Origin of the sequence: Aquipseudomonas ullengensis, assembly GCF_014174475.1 — a bacterium.
In the GTDB taxonomy this organism is placed as follows: domain Bacteria; phylum Pseudomonadota; class Gammaproteobacteria; order Pseudomonadales; family Pseudomonadaceae; genus Aquipseudomonas; species Aquipseudomonas ullengensis.
The window spans coordinates 379,953-397,297 of the sequence record NZ_JACJUD010000003.1; the positions used below are offsets into that span (position 1 = coordinate 379,953).

Sequence of the window (17,345 nt, forward strand, 5' to 3'; positions counted from 1 at the left end):
TGAGTGTGCTCGCTGGCAGGAAGCAGTATGACCGCCGGTACTTGGCCGAACGGCATGTCTTAGGGTCTGTTGCCGTTTCGGCGCACGCCGCGTTGCTGGGCAAAATCGCGCCGGGCTAGGCGCGGGACGCAGGGAATGGTGATCCCTTGCCAAGTCCCGCAACGCCGCATGGCGCGATTTTGCACGCAACCCGAAGGGACGGGCCAGTTTTTGCGCGGAACGTCGTTCCTCGACGGCTTATTTGGACGACCAAACTTCGCGTCTCGCGCCTAGCTCCGCGCAAAAACAGGCTCCGTCGCGGTTGTGCCGAAACGGCAACAGACCCTAAGGTGGGTATAATGATCGCGCCATTTCTACCGTCAAGCCAGGCGCATACAGTCCGTGATGCTGATCGCGCCGTCTATCTGGAGTCATTCCATGCCTACGTTCGACGTGGTGTCCGAACTGGATAAGCACGAACTCACCAACGCCGTGGACAACGCCGTGAAGGATCTGGAGCGTCGCTTCGACCTGCGTGGCAAGTGCAGTTTCGAGAGTAAGGACAAGACCGTCACCCTGACGGCCGAAGCCGACTTCATGCTGGAGCAGATGCTGGAAATCCTGCGCGCGGCCCTGATCAAGCGCAAGATCGATGCCCAGTGCATGGAGACCAAAGACCCCTTTGCCTCCGGCAAGGTAATCAAGCAGGAAGTCACCTTCCGCGAGGGCATCGACAAGGATCTGGCGAAGAAGATCGTCGCCCTGGTCAAGGATGCCAAGCTCAAGGTACAGGCCGCCATCCAGGGTGAGCAGGTACGCATCACCGGCAAGAAGCGTGATGACCTGCAGGAAGCCATTGCCCTGCTGCGTGGCAAGGACCTGGGTATGCCGCTGCAGTACAACAATTTCCGCGACTGATGCACGTCGTGCGGGCGAGTTGAGGAACCCAGCGGGTTTTTCTCCGTCGTACTAAGGGTCTGTTTCCGCTTCATTCACGGCCGTGAAGGAAGTGGGAGCAGGCCCTTTATGCATCCATCATTTTCGCCATGGCTTGCCATGGCGTTTTTGTTTCCAGCGCGAAAAAGGAGAGCAGGCATGGACCTGACGCAAATCGATCTCGATCATCTGATGAAAGCCTCCGAGGCCTGGTTCCCGGTTGTCGTGGCCTATGGCAGTCGGCTGGTGCTGGCCGTGTTCACCCTGCTGATCGGCTGGTGGCTGATCAATCGGCTGACCGCGCGGGTGGGCGGCCTGCTCGCTACCCGGCACAGCGACAAGACCTTGCAGGGCTTTATCGAGAACCTGGCCAACGTGGTGCTGAAAATCCTCCTGGCGGTCAGCGTGGCGTCGATGGTGGGGGTCGAGACCACCTCGTTCATCGCGGCCATCGGCGCCGCCGGCCTGGCCATCGGCCTGGCCCTGCAGGGCAGCCTGGCGAACTTCGCCGGGGGTGTGCTGATCCTGCTGTTCCGCCCGTTCCGCGTCGGCGACTGGATCGAGGCGCAGGGCGTCAGCGGCACGGTCGATAGCATCCAGATCTTCCATACCGTGCTGCGCACCGGCGACAACAAGACGGTGATCGTGCCTAACGGCGCGCTGTCCAACGGCACCATCACCAATACCTCGCGCCAGGCCACGCGCAAGGTGGTGTTCGATGTGGCGGTGGACAGCGATGCCGATCTGCAGCGTGCCCGTGTGGTGCTGCTGCGCCTGGCGGACGATTCGCGGGTGCTGCCCGAGCCGGCACCCGAGGTGGTGGTGGCGACCCTGGGCGAAAGCTCGATCACCCTGTCGCTGCGCCTGTGGACCAGCAATGCCGACTACTGGGCGGTGACCTTCATGCTCAACGAACATGTGCGCGAGCGCCTGCGCGAGGCCAAGATCGAGCTGCCGCTGGCGCAGCGGCTGGTGCGCATGGTCAGTGTCGCAGACAAGGCCGGCGCTTAACCGACCTTGCTCTGCTCGACGCTCGGCTGCTGATCCGCGCCGGCAGGCTCTGCCGGAGCAGGTGGTGCCCCACGCTCGCGGCTCCACTGCAGGAGAATCAGGATCAGCGTGGGGATGCCGAGCAGGGCGGTGGCGAGGAAGAACTGGCTGTAGCCGAGTTTTTCCACCATCAGCCCCGAGGAGCCGCCGACCAGGCGTGGCAACAGCAGCATGATCGAGCTGAGCAGGGCGTACTGGGTGGCCGAGAACTTGAGGTTGGTCAGGCTCGACAGGTAGGCGACGAACGCCGCCGTGGCCAGGCCGGAGCTGAGGTTGTCGAGGGTGATGGTCACCACCAGCATCAGCATGTGCGGGTCTAGCACCGCCAGCAGTTGGGTCACGGTGTGTTCGTCGTAGTTCGGCAGGCTCACCGGGCCGAGTTCAGACAGCGTGGCGAACAGCAGGTTGGTCGCCGCCGAGGCCACACCGCCCAGCAGCAGAATCGGCAGGATGCCGAAACGCACGATCAGCAGGCCGCCAGTGGCCGCGCCGAGCAGGGTCATGATCAGGCCAAACAGCTTGCTGACGCTGGCGATCTGGCTCTTGGCGAAGCCCATGTCGATGTAGAAGACGTTGGCCATGACCCCCATCACCGTATCGGACATGCGATAGGTGGCGATCAGCCCGAGCAGCAGCAGCGCCTGCCAGCGGTAGCGCAGGATGAAGTCGTTGACCGGTGTCAGCACCGGTGCCAGGCCGCGGCGACCGACATTCGACAGGCACAGGACGGAGAGCGTGCCGTAGACCAGGAAGCGCAGGAAGGCACGGTCGTCGTGGATCAGCTCATACGGGCTTATCTCGCCCTGCAGCATCAGCAGGAAGTCGCTGCGCAGCAGTTGGGTGAACATCGCCGGCACCGCGATCAGCAGCACGATCAGCACCAGCACCGAGGCCAGTTGGTGATAGAGGTTGTAGCGCGCGGCGGAGATTTGCGTGCGCAGCGGCACCGAGGGCTCGCGCATCCACAGGGTGGTGATCAGCCCTGGCAGCATCAGCATGGCGAAGATCAGGTAGGTGCTGGCCCAGGCACCGTGCTGGTAGTCGTCGTTCGACGAGCCGAACCAGCCAGCGAAATACAGCGCACCCGCCGTGGCCAGCAGCGCGGCGACCCGGTAGCCGGCCATGTAGGCGGCGGCGAGGGCGGCCTGGCGGTTGTCGTCGACGATCTCCAGGCGGTAGGCGTCCACGGCGATGTCCTGGGTGGCCGAGGCGAAGGCCACCACCACCGCCACGCCGATCAGCCACGACAGGTGCTGTTGCGGGTCGCACAGCGCCATGCCGATCAGGCCGAGCGCCACCAGCCCCTGCGACAGCACCAGCCAGGAACGCCGCCGGCCGAGTTTGCCGAGCAACGGCAGGCGCCACTGGTCAAGCATCGGCGCCCACACCCATTTGAACGCGTAGGCCAGGCCAATCAGGCTGGCGTAGCCGATCGCCTGCAACGAGGCGCCTGCCTCACGCAGCCACACCGACAGGGTGGAAAACACCAGCATGTACGGCAGACCGGCGGCGAAACCGAGCAGCAAGAGTGCCAGTGCGGCGGGGTGGGCGTAGATGGAGAGGGCGGCGCGCCAGGATTTACGGGGCATGGGCGATATCTGGAGAGGGCATCGGCAAAGGGCGCACTCTAACCGTTCGCCTCCATCGGGCGCCAGCCGTGACGGCGTATGTCGACCCGGTTGTTGTTGACCAGGATGCCTTCGGCGCGCAGGCGCGCGCGCTGTTCGTCACCGGAGAGGCTGCCCAGCGGCAGGCTCAGCCGCCCTCCGGCGCCGAGTACGCGGTGCCAGGGCAGGCGGGTGCCCTCCGGCAACTGGCTGAGGGTGCGCCCCACCCAGCGTGCCGCGCGGCCCAGGCCGGCGAGGGCGGCCAGTTCGCCGTAACTGGTCACCTTGCCCTCGGGAATCTGCGCCAATACCAGATACAGCGCTGCCCGACGCCCTTCCGGGCTTGCCGTCGGGGCTAGGCCTGGGGCATGGTCTGCCGCAGTCTTCTGCCTCTTAGCCGGTACGTTCACCATGTCGTTGCGCATCCTGTTGCCATTTCTGCTGCTGATCCTGAGTCTGCCTGCCGGTGCCGACACCGTCTGGCTGAACAATGGAGACCGCCTGAGCGGCGAAATTATCCTGCTCGATGGCGGCAAGCTGGCGCTGCAGACCAAGTATGCCGGCCGCGTGCTGATCGACTGGAAGGATATCGACACCCTGAGTTCGGACAAGCCCCTGATGCTGCGCCGCGACGGTATCGACAGCGAGGCCAGCGAGCGCCTGCAGGCTGCCGGGGTGGGGATGGTGCAGGTGGTCAACGGCAGCACGGTCACCGTGCCGCTGGCCAGCATCACGCGCCTGGTGCCGCCGCGCCCGCTGCTCCACGACCGTCTGTGGGAAGGCAACCTGGACGCCAAGCTGGACCTGGACCGCGACGAAAATCGCACCGATGAATGGAAGTTCAAGGGCGACACCCGCATCGAGCATGGCCGCTGGCGCCACGTGCTCAATGGCGAGCTGGAGCGCAAGACCGAGAATGACGAGGAGACCGAGGATAACTGGGAAGTGGAGTACGACCTCGACCGTTTCTTCACCGATCACTGGTTCTGGCGCATGGGCTACGACCACAAGGAAGACCACTTCAGTGATGCCTATCGCCAGCGCATGCTGGGCACTGGGCCGGGTTATCGCTTCTGGGATAACGAGCTGGGCCGCTTCGACTTGATCAGCCGCTACAACCGCGTGGCCCTGAACTCCGAGTATGGTGAGTTCGACTTCAACACCTGGTCGTTGGAGTGGGATTACAAGCGGTTGTTGCGCGGCACCCGCTTCGAGTTCTACACCACCGGCACCCTGCATAAGCCGCAGATCGAGGTCATCGACTACATCATCGAGTCCGAGGCCGGCTTGCGTTATCGGCTCAACGACTGGGCGCGCTTGTCATTGCTCTACGAGCTGGAGCAGTTGTATGGCGTGGGCACGTCCAGTTCGCAGCGGCATTACCTGATCGGCCTGGGGGTAGGCTGGTAGGTGCCGGATACGCGGATGAATCCCCCGCTCTAACTCGCTGGTTGCGCGTTATCGACGGGGATTTTTACTGAACTCGACGGTCGATCATCGGTCTGTGCTTGCTCAGGCGGCGGAGCTCTGGATAATGCCCGCCTTTTTGCCTCAGTAAGCCCATGGCCGATCCTATGACCTTTTCCAGATCCCTGCTTTGCCTGGCGCTCGGCGCCTTTTCTTCTCCGCTGCTGGCCGACACGGTCTGGCTGAAAAACGGCGACAAACTCACCGGCACCATCCAGCTCTTCGATGGTGGCAAGTTGCTGCTGAAGACCGATTATGCCGGCTCGATCACCCTCGACATGAACAAGGTCTCGACCCTGGAAAGCACCCAGGAAATGCTAGTCAAACAGGACGATTTCGTTGGCGAGCACGCCAAGTCGCTGCGCCCGGCTGGTGAAGGCATGGTCGAGCTGGTCAATGGCGAGGCGCCCAAGCAGGTGGCGCTGAGCTCCATCTCGCAGATGTTGCCGCCCAAGCCGCTGGTGCAGGACCTGACGTGGACCGGCAACATCGACCTGTCGGCCGACTACAAGCAGGCCGAGAACGACACCAAGGATTACGCCATCGACGTCGACACCAAGGCCCGCCACGGCGCCTGGCGCCACGGCGTGGTGGTGCAGTACGACCAGGAAACCAAGGACGACGAGAAGAAGACCGATCGCAGCGAGCTGGACTACGACCTCGACCGCTTCTTCACCGAGAAATTCTTCTGGCAGGGCCAGCTCAAGTACACCCACGACCGCATCGAGGACCTGGAAACCCAGCGCACCATCGGTACCGGTCCCGGTTACCAGTTCTGGGATGACGAGCTGGGCGCGTTCTCCGTGGCCGGCCTGGTCAACCGTAACGACTACACCTTCGCCAATGGCGAGACCGAGCACTTCAACTCGGGCTCGTTCGAGTGGGACTACAAGCGCTACCTGATCGGCAAGAACTTCGAGCTGTTCAGCAAGGGTGAGCTGGGCGCGCCTTTCACCGATGCCATCGAGTATGAGTTCGATACCGAGGCCGGCGTACGCTACAAACTCAGCAGCTGGGCCTCGCTGAGCCTCAAGGCCGAGTGGGACAAAGTCTCCAGCGAGAACGGCGATACCGACGAGCGTCGTTACATGATGGGCTTGGGTGTGGGCTGGTAAGCCAAACACCGGACCGTTCGTGTAGGAGCCAGCTTGCTGGCGATCCCGGCCCCGCCGGGCTGCACCTGCAAAGCCAGAGCATCGTCAGCAAGCGGGCTCCTACAGAAAACCCAGGCATAAAAAAGCCCCGCACTAGGCGGGGCTTTTTATTGGAGCAGGGTGCCGGTCGGCTTACATCATGCCGCCCATGCCACCCATACCACCCATGTCCGGCATGGCCGGGGCGCCTTTGTCGTCCGGGCTATCGGCGATCATGGCTTCGGTGGTGATCATCAGGCTGCCGATGGAAGCAGCGGCCTGCAGCGCGGAGCGGGTGACTTTGGCCGGATCGAGAATACCCATCTCGATCATGTCGCCGTAGGTGTCGGTCGCGGCGTTGAAGCCGTAGTTGCCCGAACCTTGCTTGACCTTGTCGACCACTACGCTCGGCTCGCCACCGGCGTTGGCCACGATCTGACGCAGCGGCGCTTCAACAGCGCGACGCAGCAGGGCGATACCGACGTTCTGGTCGTCGTTGTCGCCTTTCAGCTCGTCGATAGCCTGCAGGGCGCGCACCAAGGCAACACCGCCGCCAGGTACCACGCCTTCTTCGACGGCTGCGCGGGTGGCGTGCAGGGCGTCTTCAACGCGGGCTTTCTTCTCTTTCATTTCAACTTCGGTGCCGGCACCGACTTTGATCACGGCAACACCGCCAGCCAGTTTGGCCAGGCGCTCTTGCAGCTTCTCTTTGTCGTAGTCGGAGGAAGTGTCTTCAACCTGCTTGCGGATCTGCGCAACGCGGGCTTCGATATCAACCTGCTGACCAGCACCGTCGATGATGGTGGTGTTTTCCTTGCTCAGCTGAACGCGTTTGGCGTTACCCAGGTGCTCCAGGGTGGCGCTTTCCAGGCTCAGGCCGACTTCTTCGGAAATCACGGTACCGCCGGTGAGGATGGCGATGTCCTGCAGCATGGCCTTGCGACGGTCGCCGAAGCCCGGAGCCTTGACGGCTGCGACTTTGACGATGCCACGCATGTTGTTGACGACCAGGGTAGCCAGGGCTTCGCCTTCGACGTCTTCAGCCACGATCAGCAGCGGACGGCCGGACTTGGCCACAGCTTCGAGAACCGGCAGCAGTTCACGGATGTTGGAGATCTTCTTGTCGACCAGCAGGATCAGCGGGCCGTCGAGCTCGGCAACCATGGTGTCCGGCTTGTTGATGAAGTACGGGGACAGGTAGCCACGGTCGAACTGCATGCCTTCTACGACGGACAGTTCGTTTTCCAGGCCCGAGCCTTCTTCAACGGTGATCACGCCTTCTTTACCGACTTTTTCCATGGCTTCGGCAATGATGTCGCCGATGGAGTTGTCGGAGTTGGCGGAGATGGTGCCGACCTGGGCGATGGCCTTGGTGTCGGTGCACGGCTTGGACAGGTTCTTCAGCTCGGCGACGATGGCGATGGTGGCCTTGTCGATGCCGCGCTTGAGGTCCATCGGGTTCATGCCGGCAGCGACGGCTTTCAGGCCTTCGTTGACGATGGCTTGAGCCAGTACGGTGGCGGTGGTGGTGCCGTCACCGGCAGCGTCGTTGGCCTTGGACGCAACGTCCTTGACCAGTTGGGCGCCCATGTTCTCGAAGCGGTCTTTCAGCTCGATTTCTTTGGCAACGGAAACGCCGTCTTTGGTGATCAGCGGCGCGCCGAAGCTGCGCTCGAGAACCACGTTGCGGCCTTTCGGGCCGAGGGTCGCTTTTACCGCGTCAGCCAGGACGTTGACGCCGACCAGCATTTTCTTGCGAGCGGAATCGCCGAATTTGACTTCTTTAGCAGCCATGGTGGTTGTTCCTTAAATTCTTGGGTTGAACGGAGATTCGTGGGAATCAGGCTTCGAGGACGGCGAGGATTTCGTTCTCGCTCATCACCAGCAGGTCTTCGCCGTCGACTTTGACGGTGTTGCTGCCGGAGTAAGGGCCGAATACCACTTTGTCACCGACTTTAACGGCCAGGGCACGCACTTCACCGTTGTCCAGGGCTTTACCGGTACCCACGGCGACGATTACGCCCTGGTTCGGCTTTTCAGCAGCGGAGCCCGGCAGCACGATGCCACCAGCGGTTTTCGATTCTTCTTCGCTGCGACGGATAACGACGCGGTCGTGCAGAGGACGAAGCTTCATTGTCGATCTCTCCTGATTAGTTGTTTTGAGCGGCCGGTGGGGGTACCGGCGGGTTAGCAAAGTCCGGCGGAGCCGGTCGCAGCACGCCAAGGCGGGCCGCGGAAGTCTGTTCTGCCGAAACCGGCAGAAACCTTGCGGTGAAAGCTAGATAGGGGCGTTCAAGGGTATTTCAAGGGCGGCCGCTGAATATTTTTCGCGCCGCCCTGCCCTGGAACCGGCACGGGGCCGGCTGTAGGGCACTTTGCGCCGATCAGTCGCGGCGCTGGTATTCGCCTTCGATCACATTCGGCCGGGTCTGCCCCGAGCGCGCGGCCAGGTCATCGGCGAAGGCGCGTTGGCGCAGGGCCTGCTCCGCGGCGCGGCGGCGCAGGTTGCCGATCAGCAGGCGGCGGGTGAAGGGAATCAGGCAGAGCAGGCCGAACACGTCGCTGATAAAGCCCGGCAGCAGCAACAGGCCGCCACCGACGGCGATCAGCAGGCCCTCGAACATCTCCTGCTCGGGCATTTCACCGCGCGCCAGCTTCTCGCGCGCACGCCAGGCGGTGGCCACGCCGGCCACGCGCAGCAGCACGCTGCCGAGCACGGCGGTGCCGATCACCAGCAGCAGGGTGGGCAGCACGCCAATGGCGCTGCCGACCTGGATCAGCACAGCCAGTTCGATGATCGGGAACAGCAGGAACAGGAAGAGAAAAACGCGCATAACAGTGTCCTTGGCGGAAGAACGGCTTCCGATACCGATCAAGTATGGGGTGTTGTGCTTAATTCAAGCCGAAGCCTGCTCGGCGGTCGGCCAGGTTTCGGCGCGGGCCAGCTGTACCAAGGCTTGGCGCACTGCGCCGGGACTGTTACAGGATGTTGGGAAGGCCAGCCAGTGCACGCTCTTGCCGATGCGCAGGTGGAAGCCTTCGCTGTCGATACCGACCAGTTGCGCCGGTTCGTGGCGCGGCAGGCCGCTCAGCTCGACATAGTGGGCGATGGCCGAGGCGTGGTCGCTGTTCATGTGCTCGATCATGCTCAGCTCGCTGGCCCCGGCAAAGGCGTTGGCCAGGTGCACTTCGGGCAGCCAGTGAATTGCGCCGAAACCGCCGATGTAGCGGCTGCGCACCGGCTGCAGCACCCAGAAATCGAAGTCATGCGCCTGGTGGTAACCCCGGGATTCGGGGAAGTAGCGGTAGTAGCGCGTGGCGGCAGCTTCGATGGCGGCCGGGTCGCTCAGCGGTGCGGCTTCGGCGAGCAGGGTCAGGCGGCCAACGGCCTGTACGTCTTCGGCACCGCGCTCACCCACCAGCAGCGAGCATTTCGCGTCTTTCTGCAGGTTATGGGTGTGCTGGGCGATGCGGCTGATGAGGATCAGCGGGCGCCCCAGCTCGTCCAGGCAGTAAGGCACCACTGATCCGAAAGGAAATCCCGGCATGGCCTTGGACTGGGTGGAAAGCACGCCGCGGTATTCCTTGAGCAGCAATTCTCGGGCATGCTTTGCGGCTTTCTCGCTCACTTTATGACTCCTCGCTAAGAATCCGTCGAAAACAAGGCGGAACAGGCGGCCAGCATAACGTTTTGTGCCGCCAGCGAGCGCATTCCAGACCTTTCCAAAGGGGATAAGCAGTATGCAACTCAAAGACAAAGTCATCATCATCACTGGCGGTTGCCAGGGCCTGGGCCGTGCCATGGGCGAGTACCTGGCTGCCAAGGGCGCCAAGCTGGCGCTGGTTGACCTCAACCAGGAAAAACTCGACGACGCCGTTGCCGCCTGCAAGGCCGCCGGTGGTGATGCCCGTGCCTACCTGTGCAACGTGGCCAATGAAGAGCAAGTGACCCACATGGTCGCCCAGGTTGCGGCCGACTTCGGCGCCATCAACGGCCTGGTCAACAATGCCGGCATCCTGCGCGACGGCCTGACCATCAAGGTCAAGGACGGCGAGCTGAGCAAGATGAGCCTGGCCCAGTGGCAGTCGGTAATCGACGTCAACCTGACCGGCGTGTTCCTGTGCACCCGTGAAGTGGCGGCGAAGATGATCGAGCTGAAGAACGACGGCGCCATCATCAACATTTCCTCGATCTCCCGTGCCGGCAACATGGGCCAGGCCAACTACTCCGCGGCCAAGGCCGGCGTCGCTGCCGACACCGTGGTCTGGGCCAAGGAGCTGGCGCGCTACGGCATCCGCGTGGCGGGCGTGGCACCGGGCTTCATCGAAACCGACATGGTCGCCAGCATGAAGCCGGAAGCCCTGGAGAAGATGACCTCGGGCATCCCGCTCAAGCGCCTGGGCAAGCCCCTGGAGATCGCCCACTCGGTGGCCTACATCCTGGAAAACGACTATTACACCGGTCGTATCCTGGAACTCGACGGCGGCCTGCGCCTGTAGTCCGCATCGACTTGCTGCGCGTCGGCCAGGCTGCGTTGAAATTGGGCTCGGGCTGCTCATTTACAGCTCGTAAACTCCGCGCCCTTGCCCAATTGATTCGCTGGCGCTCACCCTTCGGGCCAGCCTACGGCTGTTACTCCTGCTGGTCGTTGCGCCTTGCCTGGCTCTAGCTCGCAGAGTCGAGACTTATCTTCGAAAAAGCCCCGCATCTGCGGGGCTTTTTTATGGCTGGATTAGGTGCTGGCGGGAGTGGCAGGCTGTCGCTGGCGAGTGAATTGGCCGTGAAAAATCCGTCAATTGACGTGGCTTAGGGGCTTGTCGCGGTATCGTGGCGAACAATGGCGCGTGCGCCGACGAGGACAGACGATGCGTATCCTGCTGGTGGAAGACAACCGCGACATCCTGGCCAACATGGCCGACTACCTGGCGATCAAGGGCTACACCGTCGATTGCGCGCAGGACGGTCTGTCCGGCCTGCACCTGGCGGTGACCGAGCACTACGACCTGCTGGTGCTCGACATCATGATGCCGGGCATCGACGGCTACACCCTGTGCCAGCGCCTGCGCGAGGATGCCCGCCGTGATACGCCGGTGATCATGCTCACCGCCCGCGACCAGCTGGATGATCGGCTCAAAGGCTTTCGCTCCGGTGCCGACGATTACCTGGTCAAACCCTTCGCCCTCTCCGAACTGGCCGCGCGCATCGAGGCGGTGCTGCGCCGCAGCCTCGGTGGCGGCAAGCGCGGGCTGCAGGTCGGTGACCTGAGCTACGACCTCGACACCCTGGAAGTCCGGCGTGGCGACAAGGTGCTCAAACTCAACCCGGTGGGCCTCAAGCTCCTCGCCCTGCTGATGCAAAAGAGCCCACATGTGGTGCGCCGGGAAATGATCGAGGAAGCCTTGTGGGGCGACGATTGCCCGGACAGCGACAGCCTGCGCAGCCATGTGCACCAGTTGCGCCAGGTGATCGACAAACCCTTCGACGAGGCCCTGCTGCACACCGTGCACGGCGTTGGCTACCGGCTGGCGCAATAACATGGAGTTCAAGCAAAGCCTGTCGCGCCGCATCGTCATCGCCTTCGTCCTGATGACTCTGTTCGTCGGCGGGACCTTTTCCATCGGCATCGTCGAGACCGTGCACCAGGTCGAGGAGCGGCTGATCTCCACCGAACTGGGGGGCGACTTGGCGCGCTTCCTCAAGATGGAAAGCATGGAGGACTGGCGCCACCGCCCGGAGCCGGGTCAGCTGTTCTATTTCAGCGGCGGGCCGGGTGACTTCGCCTTGCCGGATGACCTGGAACACCTGACGCCGGGGTTCCACGAGGTGTTTCGTGGCGACAAGTCCTACCACGCCTTCGGTGAGGTCGTCGGCGGGCGGCGCTATGTGCTGCTGCAGGACCAGAGTGAGTTCGAGGAGCGCGAGCAGCTGCTGTTCGGCGTGGTGCTGGTCGGCTTCCTGATCAGCATGGGGCTGTCAGTACTGCTGGGCTGGCTGCTGGCACGTAAGGTCATCGAGCCGGTGGTACGCCTGTCCAATCAGGTTCGCCACCCGGACCAGTTGCTCGAGCAGGCGCCGTCGCTGGCGCCGGACTATGCCTCGGACGAAGTTGGCAGGCTCGCCGAGTCGTTCGACACCACCTTGGGCCTGCTGCGCCGTGCGCTGGCGCGCGAGCGGCTGTTCACCAGCGATGTCAGCCACGAACTGCGCACGCCGCTGATGGTGCTGGCCAGCTCCTGCGAGCTGCTGCAGGAAAGCCCCAGCCTGGACGAGCGGGCGCGCAAACAGGTGCAGCGCATCACCCGCGCCTGCGAGGAGATGCGTGAGCTGGTGCAGACCTTCCTGCTGCTGGCGCGCACCAACAACGATGAAACCCTGGTCACGCCCCAGGCTAGCCTCGCCGAGGTGGCGGATGAGCTGGTGGCGCTGTGGCGCGATGCGGCGCAGGCCAAGGGCCTGGAATTCCGCTACCAGCGCGGTGAGCCGGGCGCGGTGCGCTACAACGCCATCCTGCTGCGCTCGGTGCTTGGCAACCTGCTGCGCAATGCCCTGCACTACACCGAGAGCGGGCATATCCAGCTAGAGCTCGGTGCCCAGGGTTTCGTGGTCGAGGACAGCGGCGTGGGCATTCCCGAGGAGGAGCGCGAAGCCATGTTCCAGCCGTTCGTGCGTGGCGGTTCGGCCCGTGGCGAAGGGCTTGGCCTGGGTTTGTCGCTGGTGCAGCGCATCTGCGAAGGGCAGGGCTGGCATGTCGACCTGTCCAGTGCACTGCCACGGGGCTGTCGCTTCGAGGTCAATCTGGCGGCCGAGGCGCATTGACATCTTTTTCACCTGTTGGCGCTTAGCCTCGGGGTAGCTTAAGTCCGAACACTTCTCAGGCTCAGGCCGGTATGCGACTTGCAGGCATAAGCGCGCTGATTGCGCCGGCCCCTGCATGCTGCACGCCAGAGGCTGTATCCGCCCGCAATGGCGGCGCCCGCCTGTTACGACGGCGGTGCGTTGTTACCCCGTTGTTACGGGAATTAGCGAGTCAGCACGTAAAACTCGGCGCCATCGGTCATGGAACGATGGCGCCATCGGTAGATCGAACCCTGGCGATTGCGGAGCGACGAATGGCATCGGTGGCTACTTTCGAGCTGGTAGGTGGAATGGCAGTTCAGTTTGAACAGTGGTGGCAGCGCCAGGGCGAGTGGGTCGAAGCGCCCAACCAGCGGCGGGGTGGCGAGAGCGGCGTACAGCGCCTGCGCGATGCCGACGGCAGCCTGCTGTACGTCAAACGCCAGGTCGGCCATCTGTATCGCAATCTGCTGCACCCCTTCGGCCGTCCCACCGTACTGCGCGAACGCGATGCCTACCTGGGGCTCAGCCGCCTGGGCGTGCGCGTACCGCGCCTGGTCTATTGCGATGCCAGCCATGGTGCCGAGCACGGCTGGCGCGGCCTGCTGATCAGCGAGGCGCTGGATGGTTTTGTCGATATCGACAGCTGGTATGCCCAGGGCGGTCTCGAGCAGTGGGGCGAATCACTCCACCTGCAATTGCTGCAGCAGATCGGCGCCATGTTGGCGCGGATGAACCGGGGCCGCTGGCAGCATGGCTGCCTGTATGCCAAGCATGTGTTCGTCAAGGTGGATGCGCAGGGCGTGGAAGTGGCCCTGCTCGATCTGGAAAAAAGTAGGAAACGGCTGAGCCGGCAGCGGGCCGCACGACACGACCTGCGGCAACTAAAGCGCCATTCGTCGTGGAATGACGCGCAGTGGCAGCAACTCATCTACGGTTACCAGCAAGTGTTTGGCGGCACTATCAAGGGGTTATAGGTATGAAGCTAGAAATCGCACGAGGTATTTTCCTCGTCGGCTCGCTGGGCATTACTGCCCTGGCTGCAGCCGCCTGGCAGGAGCCTGAACCGGTAGTGATCGGTGCCGACGCGCAATACGGCCCGGCGTACTGCCCATTGCCGGCTGCCGCGCACAAGCAGCGGCTGGAGCGATCGCAGCCCGATAACGACAATCTGCTGTTACTGGTATTTGGCCTGTCCCACGCCATGAAAGGCGCGCAGTAGAAAGGTCGGCCCATAAAAAAGCCCCGCCTAGGCGGGGCTTTTTGTTGCCCGGCTTTTAGTGCGCCGGGGCATTGCTGGTGCTGGGTAGCGCGTCCGGCTTGGCCAGCAGGGTGTAGACGCAGGGCAGGACGAACAGGGTGAACAGCGTGCCAATCGACATGCCGGTGGCGATCACCAGGCCGATGTCGAAGCGGCTCACCGCACCGGCGCCGGTGGCGAGGATCAGTGGCACCATGCCGAACACCATCGCCGCGGTGGTCATCAGCACCGGACGCAGGCGGATCGAGGCGGCTTCCTCGATCGCCTCGCGCACCGACAGGCCGTCGCGGCGCAGCTGGTTGGCGAATTCGACGATCAGGATGCCGTGCTTGCTGATCAGCCCGATCAGCGTCACCAGGCCCACCTGGGTGTAGATGTTGAGGCTGGAGATACCGAGGAAGATCGGAATCAGCGCGCCGCAGATCGACAGCGGCACGGTGACCAGGATCACCAGCGGATCACGGAAGCTCTCGAACTGCGCGGCCAGCACCAGGAAGATGATCGCCAGGGCCAGGCCGAAGGTGACATACAGCGCGCTGCCTTCCTGGATGTACTGGCGCGAGGCACCGGCATAGTCGAAGGCATAACCGCGCGGCGCTTCCTCACGGGCGATCTGCGCGATGGTATCCACCGCATCGCCCATGCTGACGATCGGCACGCCTTCGATGATCGCCGAGTTGAGCTGCTGGAACTGCTTGAGCTTGGTCGGCCGTGCGCGGTCGCTGACCTTGATCAGTGTGCTCAGCGCCACCATCTGCCCGCTCTCGCTCTTCACGTAGTAGCTGTCCAGCCAGCCCGGATTGTCGCGGTAGGCGCGTTCGACCTGGGCGATGACCTTGTAGCTGCGCCCGTCGATGGTGAAGCGGTTGATCTCGCCTTCACCCAGCAGGATGGCCAGGGTCGAGCCCAGGTCCTGCATCGACACGCCCATCTGTGCGGCCTTCTCGCGGTCGATATCGACCACCACTTCCGGCTTGTCGAACGCCAGGTCGACGTTGAGGAAGGCGAACTTGCCGGACTCCATGGCGCGCGCCTTGACCTTCTCGGCCACCTGCAGCAGCGACTCGTAGTCGTTCGGTGTGTTGATCACGAACTGGAACGGCAGGCCTTCACCGGTGCCCGGCAGAGACGGCAGGTTGAAGCCGAAGATCTGCAGGCCGGGGATCTGGTTGAGGCGGCCCTGTACCTCTTGCAGCAGCTCCATCTGGGTCTTGTCGCGTTCGTCCCAGGGTTTCAGCAGGAAGCCGCCGATGCCCGACTGCACGCCGTCGAAACCGTTGATCTGGAACGACGAGTAGTACTCGGGGAACTCCTTGAAGATCTTCACGAACTGGTCGGTGTAGGCGTTCAGGTAGTTCAGGTTGGTCGGCTGCGGGGCTTGGGCGATCAGGAACACGATGCCCTGATCCTCGTCCGGCGCCAGCTCGCTTTTGCTGAACTTGAGCAGGGCAGGGATCAGGCACATGACGATCAGGGCGAACACCAGCACCACCGGGCGGGTGTTGAGGGTGCCGTGCAGGGCGCTCTGGTAACGGCGCTTGAGCTTGTCGAAGAGCATGTCCAGCTTGTGCGCCAGGCCCGTGGGGTTCTCCTCGTGGCGCAGCAGCTTGGAGCACATCATCGGCGACAGGGTCAGGGCGACGATGCCGGAGATGATCACCGCGCCGGCCAGGGTCAGGGCGAACTCGCGGAACAGCGCACCGGTGAGGCCATCGAGGAAACCGATGGGGGCGTACACCGCGGCCAGGGTGATGGTCATCGACACCACCGGGATGGCGATCTCGCGGGCACCTTCGATGGCGGCATCGAACGGTGTCTTGCCCTCCTCGATATGGCGGTGAATGTTTTCCACCACCACGATCGCGTCGTCCACCACCAGGCCGATGGCCAACACCATCGCCAGCAGGGTCAGCAGGTTGATCGAGTAGCCCATCAGTTGCATGAAGAACAGCACGCCGATCATCGACAGCGGAATGGTGATCACCGGGATCAGCACCGAACGGAATGCGCCGAGGAACAGGAACACCACCACGATGACGATCAGCACCGCCTCGATCAGGGTCTTCACCACCTCGTCGATGGAGGCCTGGATAAAGCGCGTGGCGTCATAGGCGATGGCCACCTTGAGGTTCGGCGGTAGCTGCGCTTCCAGCTCCGGCATGATTTCGCGCACATGCTTGATCACGTCCAGCGGGTTGGAGCTGGGCGTGCCCTTGATGCCGATGTAGACCGACGGGATGCCGTCGAACGAGCTGATCGAATCGTAGTTTTCCGCACCCATTTCCACCCGGGCGATATCGCGGACCAGCACGCGGCTGTCGCCGACGGTCTTCACCGGAATGGCGCCGAAGGCTTCCGGAGACTTCAAGTCGGTGGTGGCGTTGATGCTGGTGACCACGTACTCGCCCTTCACCTGGCCGGCGGCCGAGAGGAAGTTGTAGCGCTGCACGGCGCTGGCCATGTCGGCGGCGGTCACGCCATAGGCGGCCATCTTCACCGGGTCCAGCCACAGGCGCATGGCGAACACCTGGTTGCCGAGGATCTCCGCCTCGGCCATGCCGGGCAGGGTGGCCAGCTTGGGTTGGATCACCCGTGACAGGTAGTCGGTGATCTGCGGGTTGGACAGCTCGTCGCTGTAGAAGCTGATGTACATCAGCGCCGAGGCGTCGGCGGCTTCCTTGCTCAGCACCGGGTCTTCGGCATCCTGCGGCAGTTGGTTCTTCACCTCGTTGGCCTTGGCCAGCAGCTCGGTGAACAGGCGGTCGGAGTCGGCACCGATGCGCGCGTAGATGGCGACGGTGGAGAAGTTCTGCTGGCTGGTCGACGTCATGTAGTCGATGCCTTCGGCACTGGCCAGGCTCTGCTGCAGCGGCTGGGTGATATAGCCCTGGATGGTCTCGGCGTTGGCCCCGGGGTAAGCGGTGGTCACCGTGATCAGGGCGTTTTCCATCTGCGGGTACTGGCGGATCACCAGTTTGCTGAAGGCCTGGAAGCCCAGCAGGATGATCAGCAGGCTGACCACGGTCGCCAGTACCGGGCGACGAATGAAGGGATCGGTGAAAGCCATGGGTGGCTCC

At 63.3% G+C, this 17,345-nt stretch carries 16 protein-coding genes; 9 read left to right on the forward strand and 7 right to left on the reverse strand.

The window, feature by feature from the left end; genetic code table 11:
- Nucleotides 1-417: 417 nt before the first annotated feature.
- Both H3H51_RS11065 and H3H51_RS11070 read left to right on the forward strand, forming a co-directional pair.
- Entirely contained in the window at nucleotides 418-897 is a 480-nt protein-coding gene (locus tag H3H51_RS11065; protein WP_183089097.1) for a YajQ family cyclic di-GMP-binding protein, read from the forward strand.
- Nucleotides 898-1,074: 177 nt separating this feature from the next.
- Nucleotides 1,075-1,926: a mechanosensitive ion channel family protein gene (locus H3H51_RS11070; protein WP_183089098.1), complete on the forward strand. Its 852-nt coding sequence runs from the start codon at nucleotides 1,075-1,077 to the stop codon at nucleotides 1,924-1,926.
- Here the strand turns inward: H3H51_RS11070 and H3H51_RS11075 are convergent.
- Together H3H51_RS11075 and H3H51_RS11080 are read right to left on the reverse strand one after the other, a co-directional pair.
- Nucleotides 1,923-3,554, reverse strand: a complete 1,632-nt coding sequence (locus H3H51_RS11075) for an AmpG family muropeptide MFS transporter (protein WP_183089099.1) — start codon at nucleotides 3,552-3,554, stop codon at nucleotides 1,923-1,925. The genes H3H51_RS11070 and H3H51_RS11075 overlap by 4 nt on opposite strands.
- A 38-nt stretch (nucleotides 3,555-3,592) precedes the next feature.
- Complete coding sequence (locus H3H51_RS11080; RefSeq protein ID WP_407926486.1) at nucleotides 3,593-3,997, reverse strand: MGMT family protein; 405 nt, start codon at nucleotides 3,995-3,997, stop codon at nucleotides 3,593-3,595.
- On the opposite strand from H3H51_RS11080, the gene H3H51_RS11085 reads away from it, so the two are divergent.
- Nucleotides 3,984-4,982 carry a DUF481 domain-containing protein gene (locus tag H3H51_RS11085; RefSeq protein WP_183089100.1) on the forward strand — a complete coding sequence of 333 codons (999 nt, stop codon included), beginning with the start codon at nucleotides 3,984-3,986 and terminating at the stop codon, nucleotides 4,980-4,982. The two genes, H3H51_RS11080 and H3H51_RS11085, sit on opposite strands and share 14 nt — an antisense overlap.
- A 164-nt stretch (nucleotides 4,983-5,146) precedes the next feature.
- The gene (locus H3H51_RS11090; protein WP_183089101.1) at nucleotides 5,147-6,154 is read left to right on the forward strand and encodes a DUF481 domain-containing protein; all 1,008 of its coding nucleotides are present in this window, start codon (nucleotides 5,147-5,149) and stop codon (nucleotides 6,152-6,154) included.
- Nucleotides 6,155-6,325: 171 nt separating this feature from the next.
- On the opposite strand, the gene groL is transcribed toward H3H51_RS11090, so the two are convergent.
- The 4 genes from groL to H3H51_RS11110 form a co-directional block, all read right to left on the reverse strand.
- The gene (gene groL / locus H3H51_RS11095; RefSeq protein WP_183089102.1) at nucleotides 6,326-7,966 is read right to left on the reverse strand and encodes a chaperonin GroEL; all 1,641 of its coding nucleotides are present in this window, start codon (nucleotides 7,964-7,966) and stop codon (nucleotides 6,326-6,328) included.
- 46 nt (nucleotides 7,967-8,012) lie between these two features.
- Nucleotides 8,013-8,306, reverse strand: a complete 294-nt coding sequence (locus H3H51_RS11100; RefSeq protein WP_173209219.1) for a co-chaperone GroES — start codon at nucleotides 8,304-8,306, stop codon at nucleotides 8,013-8,015.
- Between the two features lie 250 nt (nucleotides 8,307-8,556).
- Nucleotides 8,557-9,006: an FxsA family protein gene (locus H3H51_RS11105; protein ID WP_183089103.1), complete on the reverse strand. Its 450-nt coding sequence runs from the start codon at nucleotides 9,004-9,006 to the stop codon at nucleotides 8,557-8,559.
- A gap of 63 nt (nucleotides 9,007-9,069) precedes the next feature.
- Nucleotides 9,070-9,801 (reverse strand): HugZ family pyridoxamine 5'-phosphate oxidase, encoded by a 732-nt coding sequence (locus H3H51_RS11110; protein WP_183089104.1) that lies wholly within the window; start codon nucleotides 9,799-9,801, stop codon nucleotides 9,070-9,072.
- Nucleotides 9,802-9,913: 112 nt separating this feature from the next.
- Here H3H51_RS11110 and H3H51_RS11115 point away from each other — a divergent pair, with 112 nt between their 5' ends.
- From H3H51_RS11115 to H3H51_RS11135, 5 genes are all read left to right on the forward strand, one after another.
- Complete coding sequence (locus H3H51_RS11115) at nucleotides 9,914-10,672, forward strand: SDR family oxidoreductase (RefSeq protein ID WP_183089105.1); 759 nt, start codon at nucleotides 9,914-9,916, stop codon at nucleotides 10,670-10,672.
- 366 nt (nucleotides 10,673-11,038) lie between these two features.
- Nucleotides 11,039-11,707 carry a response regulator transcription factor gene (locus tag H3H51_RS11120; protein ID WP_183089106.1) on the forward strand — a complete coding sequence of 223 codons (669 nt, stop codon included), beginning with the start codon at nucleotides 11,039-11,041 and terminating at the stop codon, nucleotides 11,705-11,707.
- A gap of 1 nt (nucleotide 11,708) precedes the next feature.
- Complete coding sequence (locus H3H51_RS11125) at nucleotides 11,709-12,989, forward strand: sensor histidine kinase (protein ID WP_183089107.1); 1,281 nt, start codon at nucleotides 11,709-11,711, stop codon at nucleotides 12,987-12,989.
- A 329-nt stretch (nucleotides 12,990-13,318) separates the two neighbouring features.
- On the forward strand, nucleotides 13,319-13,984 hold the full coding sequence (locus H3H51_RS11130) for a lipopolysaccharide kinase InaA family protein (RefSeq protein ID WP_183089108.1): 666 nt from the start codon (nucleotides 13,319-13,321) through the stop codon (nucleotides 13,982-13,984).
- A 2-nt stretch (nucleotides 13,985-13,986) separates the two neighbouring features.
- The gene (locus tag H3H51_RS11135; RefSeq protein WP_183089109.1) at nucleotides 13,987-14,229 is read left to right on the forward strand and encodes a hypothetical protein; all 243 of its coding nucleotides are present in this window, start codon (nucleotides 13,987-13,989) and stop codon (nucleotides 14,227-14,229) included.
- 55 nt (nucleotides 14,230-14,284) lie between these two features.
- On the opposite strand, the gene H3H51_RS11140 is transcribed toward H3H51_RS11135, so the two are convergent.
- Nucleotides 14,285-17,335 (reverse strand): multidrug efflux RND transporter permease subunit, encoded by a 3,051-nt coding sequence (locus H3H51_RS11140; RefSeq protein WP_183089110.1) that lies wholly within the window; start codon nucleotides 17,333-17,335, stop codon nucleotides 14,285-14,287.
- Between the last annotated feature and the right edge of the window lie 10 nt (nucleotides 17,336-17,345).

Excerpts from the sequence above, each read along its gene's own strand:
- H3H51_RS11080 (WP_407926486.1), bottom strand. The coding sequence starts at position 3,997 with ATGCGCAACGACATGGTGAACGTACCGGCTAAGAGGCAGAAGACTGCG.
- H3H51_RS11115 (WP_183089105.1), top strand. The coding sequence starts at position 9,914 with ATGCAACTCAAAGACAAAGTCATCATCATCACTGGCGGTTGCCAGGGC.
- H3H51_RS11075 (WP_183089099.1), bottom strand. The coding sequence starts at position 3,554 with ATGCCCCGTAAATCCTGGCGCGCCGCCCTCTCCATCTACGCCCACCCC.
- H3H51_RS11140 (WP_183089110.1), bottom strand. The coding sequence starts at position 17,335 with ATGGCTTTCACCGATCCCTTCATTCGTCGCCCGGTACTGGCGACCGTG.
- groL (WP_183089102.1), bottom strand. The coding sequence starts at position 7,966 with ATGGCTGCTAAAGAAGTCAAATTCGGCGATTCCGCTCGCAAGAAAATG.
- H3H51_RS11065 (WP_183089097.1), top strand. The coding sequence starts at position 418 with ATGCCTACGTTCGACGTGGTGTCCGAACTGGATAAGCACGAACTCACC.
- H3H51_RS11085 (WP_183089100.1), top strand. The coding sequence starts at position 3,984 with ATGTCGTTGCGCATCCTGTTGCCATTTCTGCTGCTGATCCTGAGTCTG.
- H3H51_RS11070 (WP_183089098.1), top strand. The coding sequence starts at position 1,075 with ATGGACCTGACGCAAATCGATCTCGATCATCTGATGAAAGCCTCCGAG.
- H3H51_RS11120 (WP_183089106.1), top strand. The coding sequence starts at position 11,039 with ATGCGTATCCTGCTGGTGGAAGACAACCGCGACATCCTGGCCAACATG.
- H3H51_RS11090 (WP_183089101.1), top strand. The coding sequence starts at position 5,147 with ATGACCTTTTCCAGATCCCTGCTTTGCCTGGCGCTCGGCGCCTTTTCT.
- H3H51_RS11105 (WP_183089103.1), bottom strand. The coding sequence starts at position 9,006 with ATGCGCGTTTTTCTCTTCCTGTTCCTGCTGTTCCCGATCATCGAACTG.
- H3H51_RS11100 (WP_173209219.1), bottom strand. The coding sequence starts at position 8,306 with ATGAAGCTTCGTCCTCTGCACGACCGCGTCGTTATCCGTCGCAGCGAA.
- H3H51_RS11135 (WP_183089109.1), top strand. The coding sequence starts at position 13,987 with ATGAAGCTAGAAATCGCACGAGGTATTTTCCTCGTCGGCTCGCTGGGC.
- H3H51_RS11130 (WP_183089108.1), top strand. The coding sequence starts at position 13,319 with ATGGCAGTTCAGTTTGAACAGTGGTGGCAGCGCCAGGGCGAGTGGGTC.
- H3H51_RS11125 (WP_183089107.1), top strand. The coding sequence starts at position 11,709 with ATGGAGTTCAAGCAAAGCCTGTCGCGCCGCATCGTCATCGCCTTCGTC.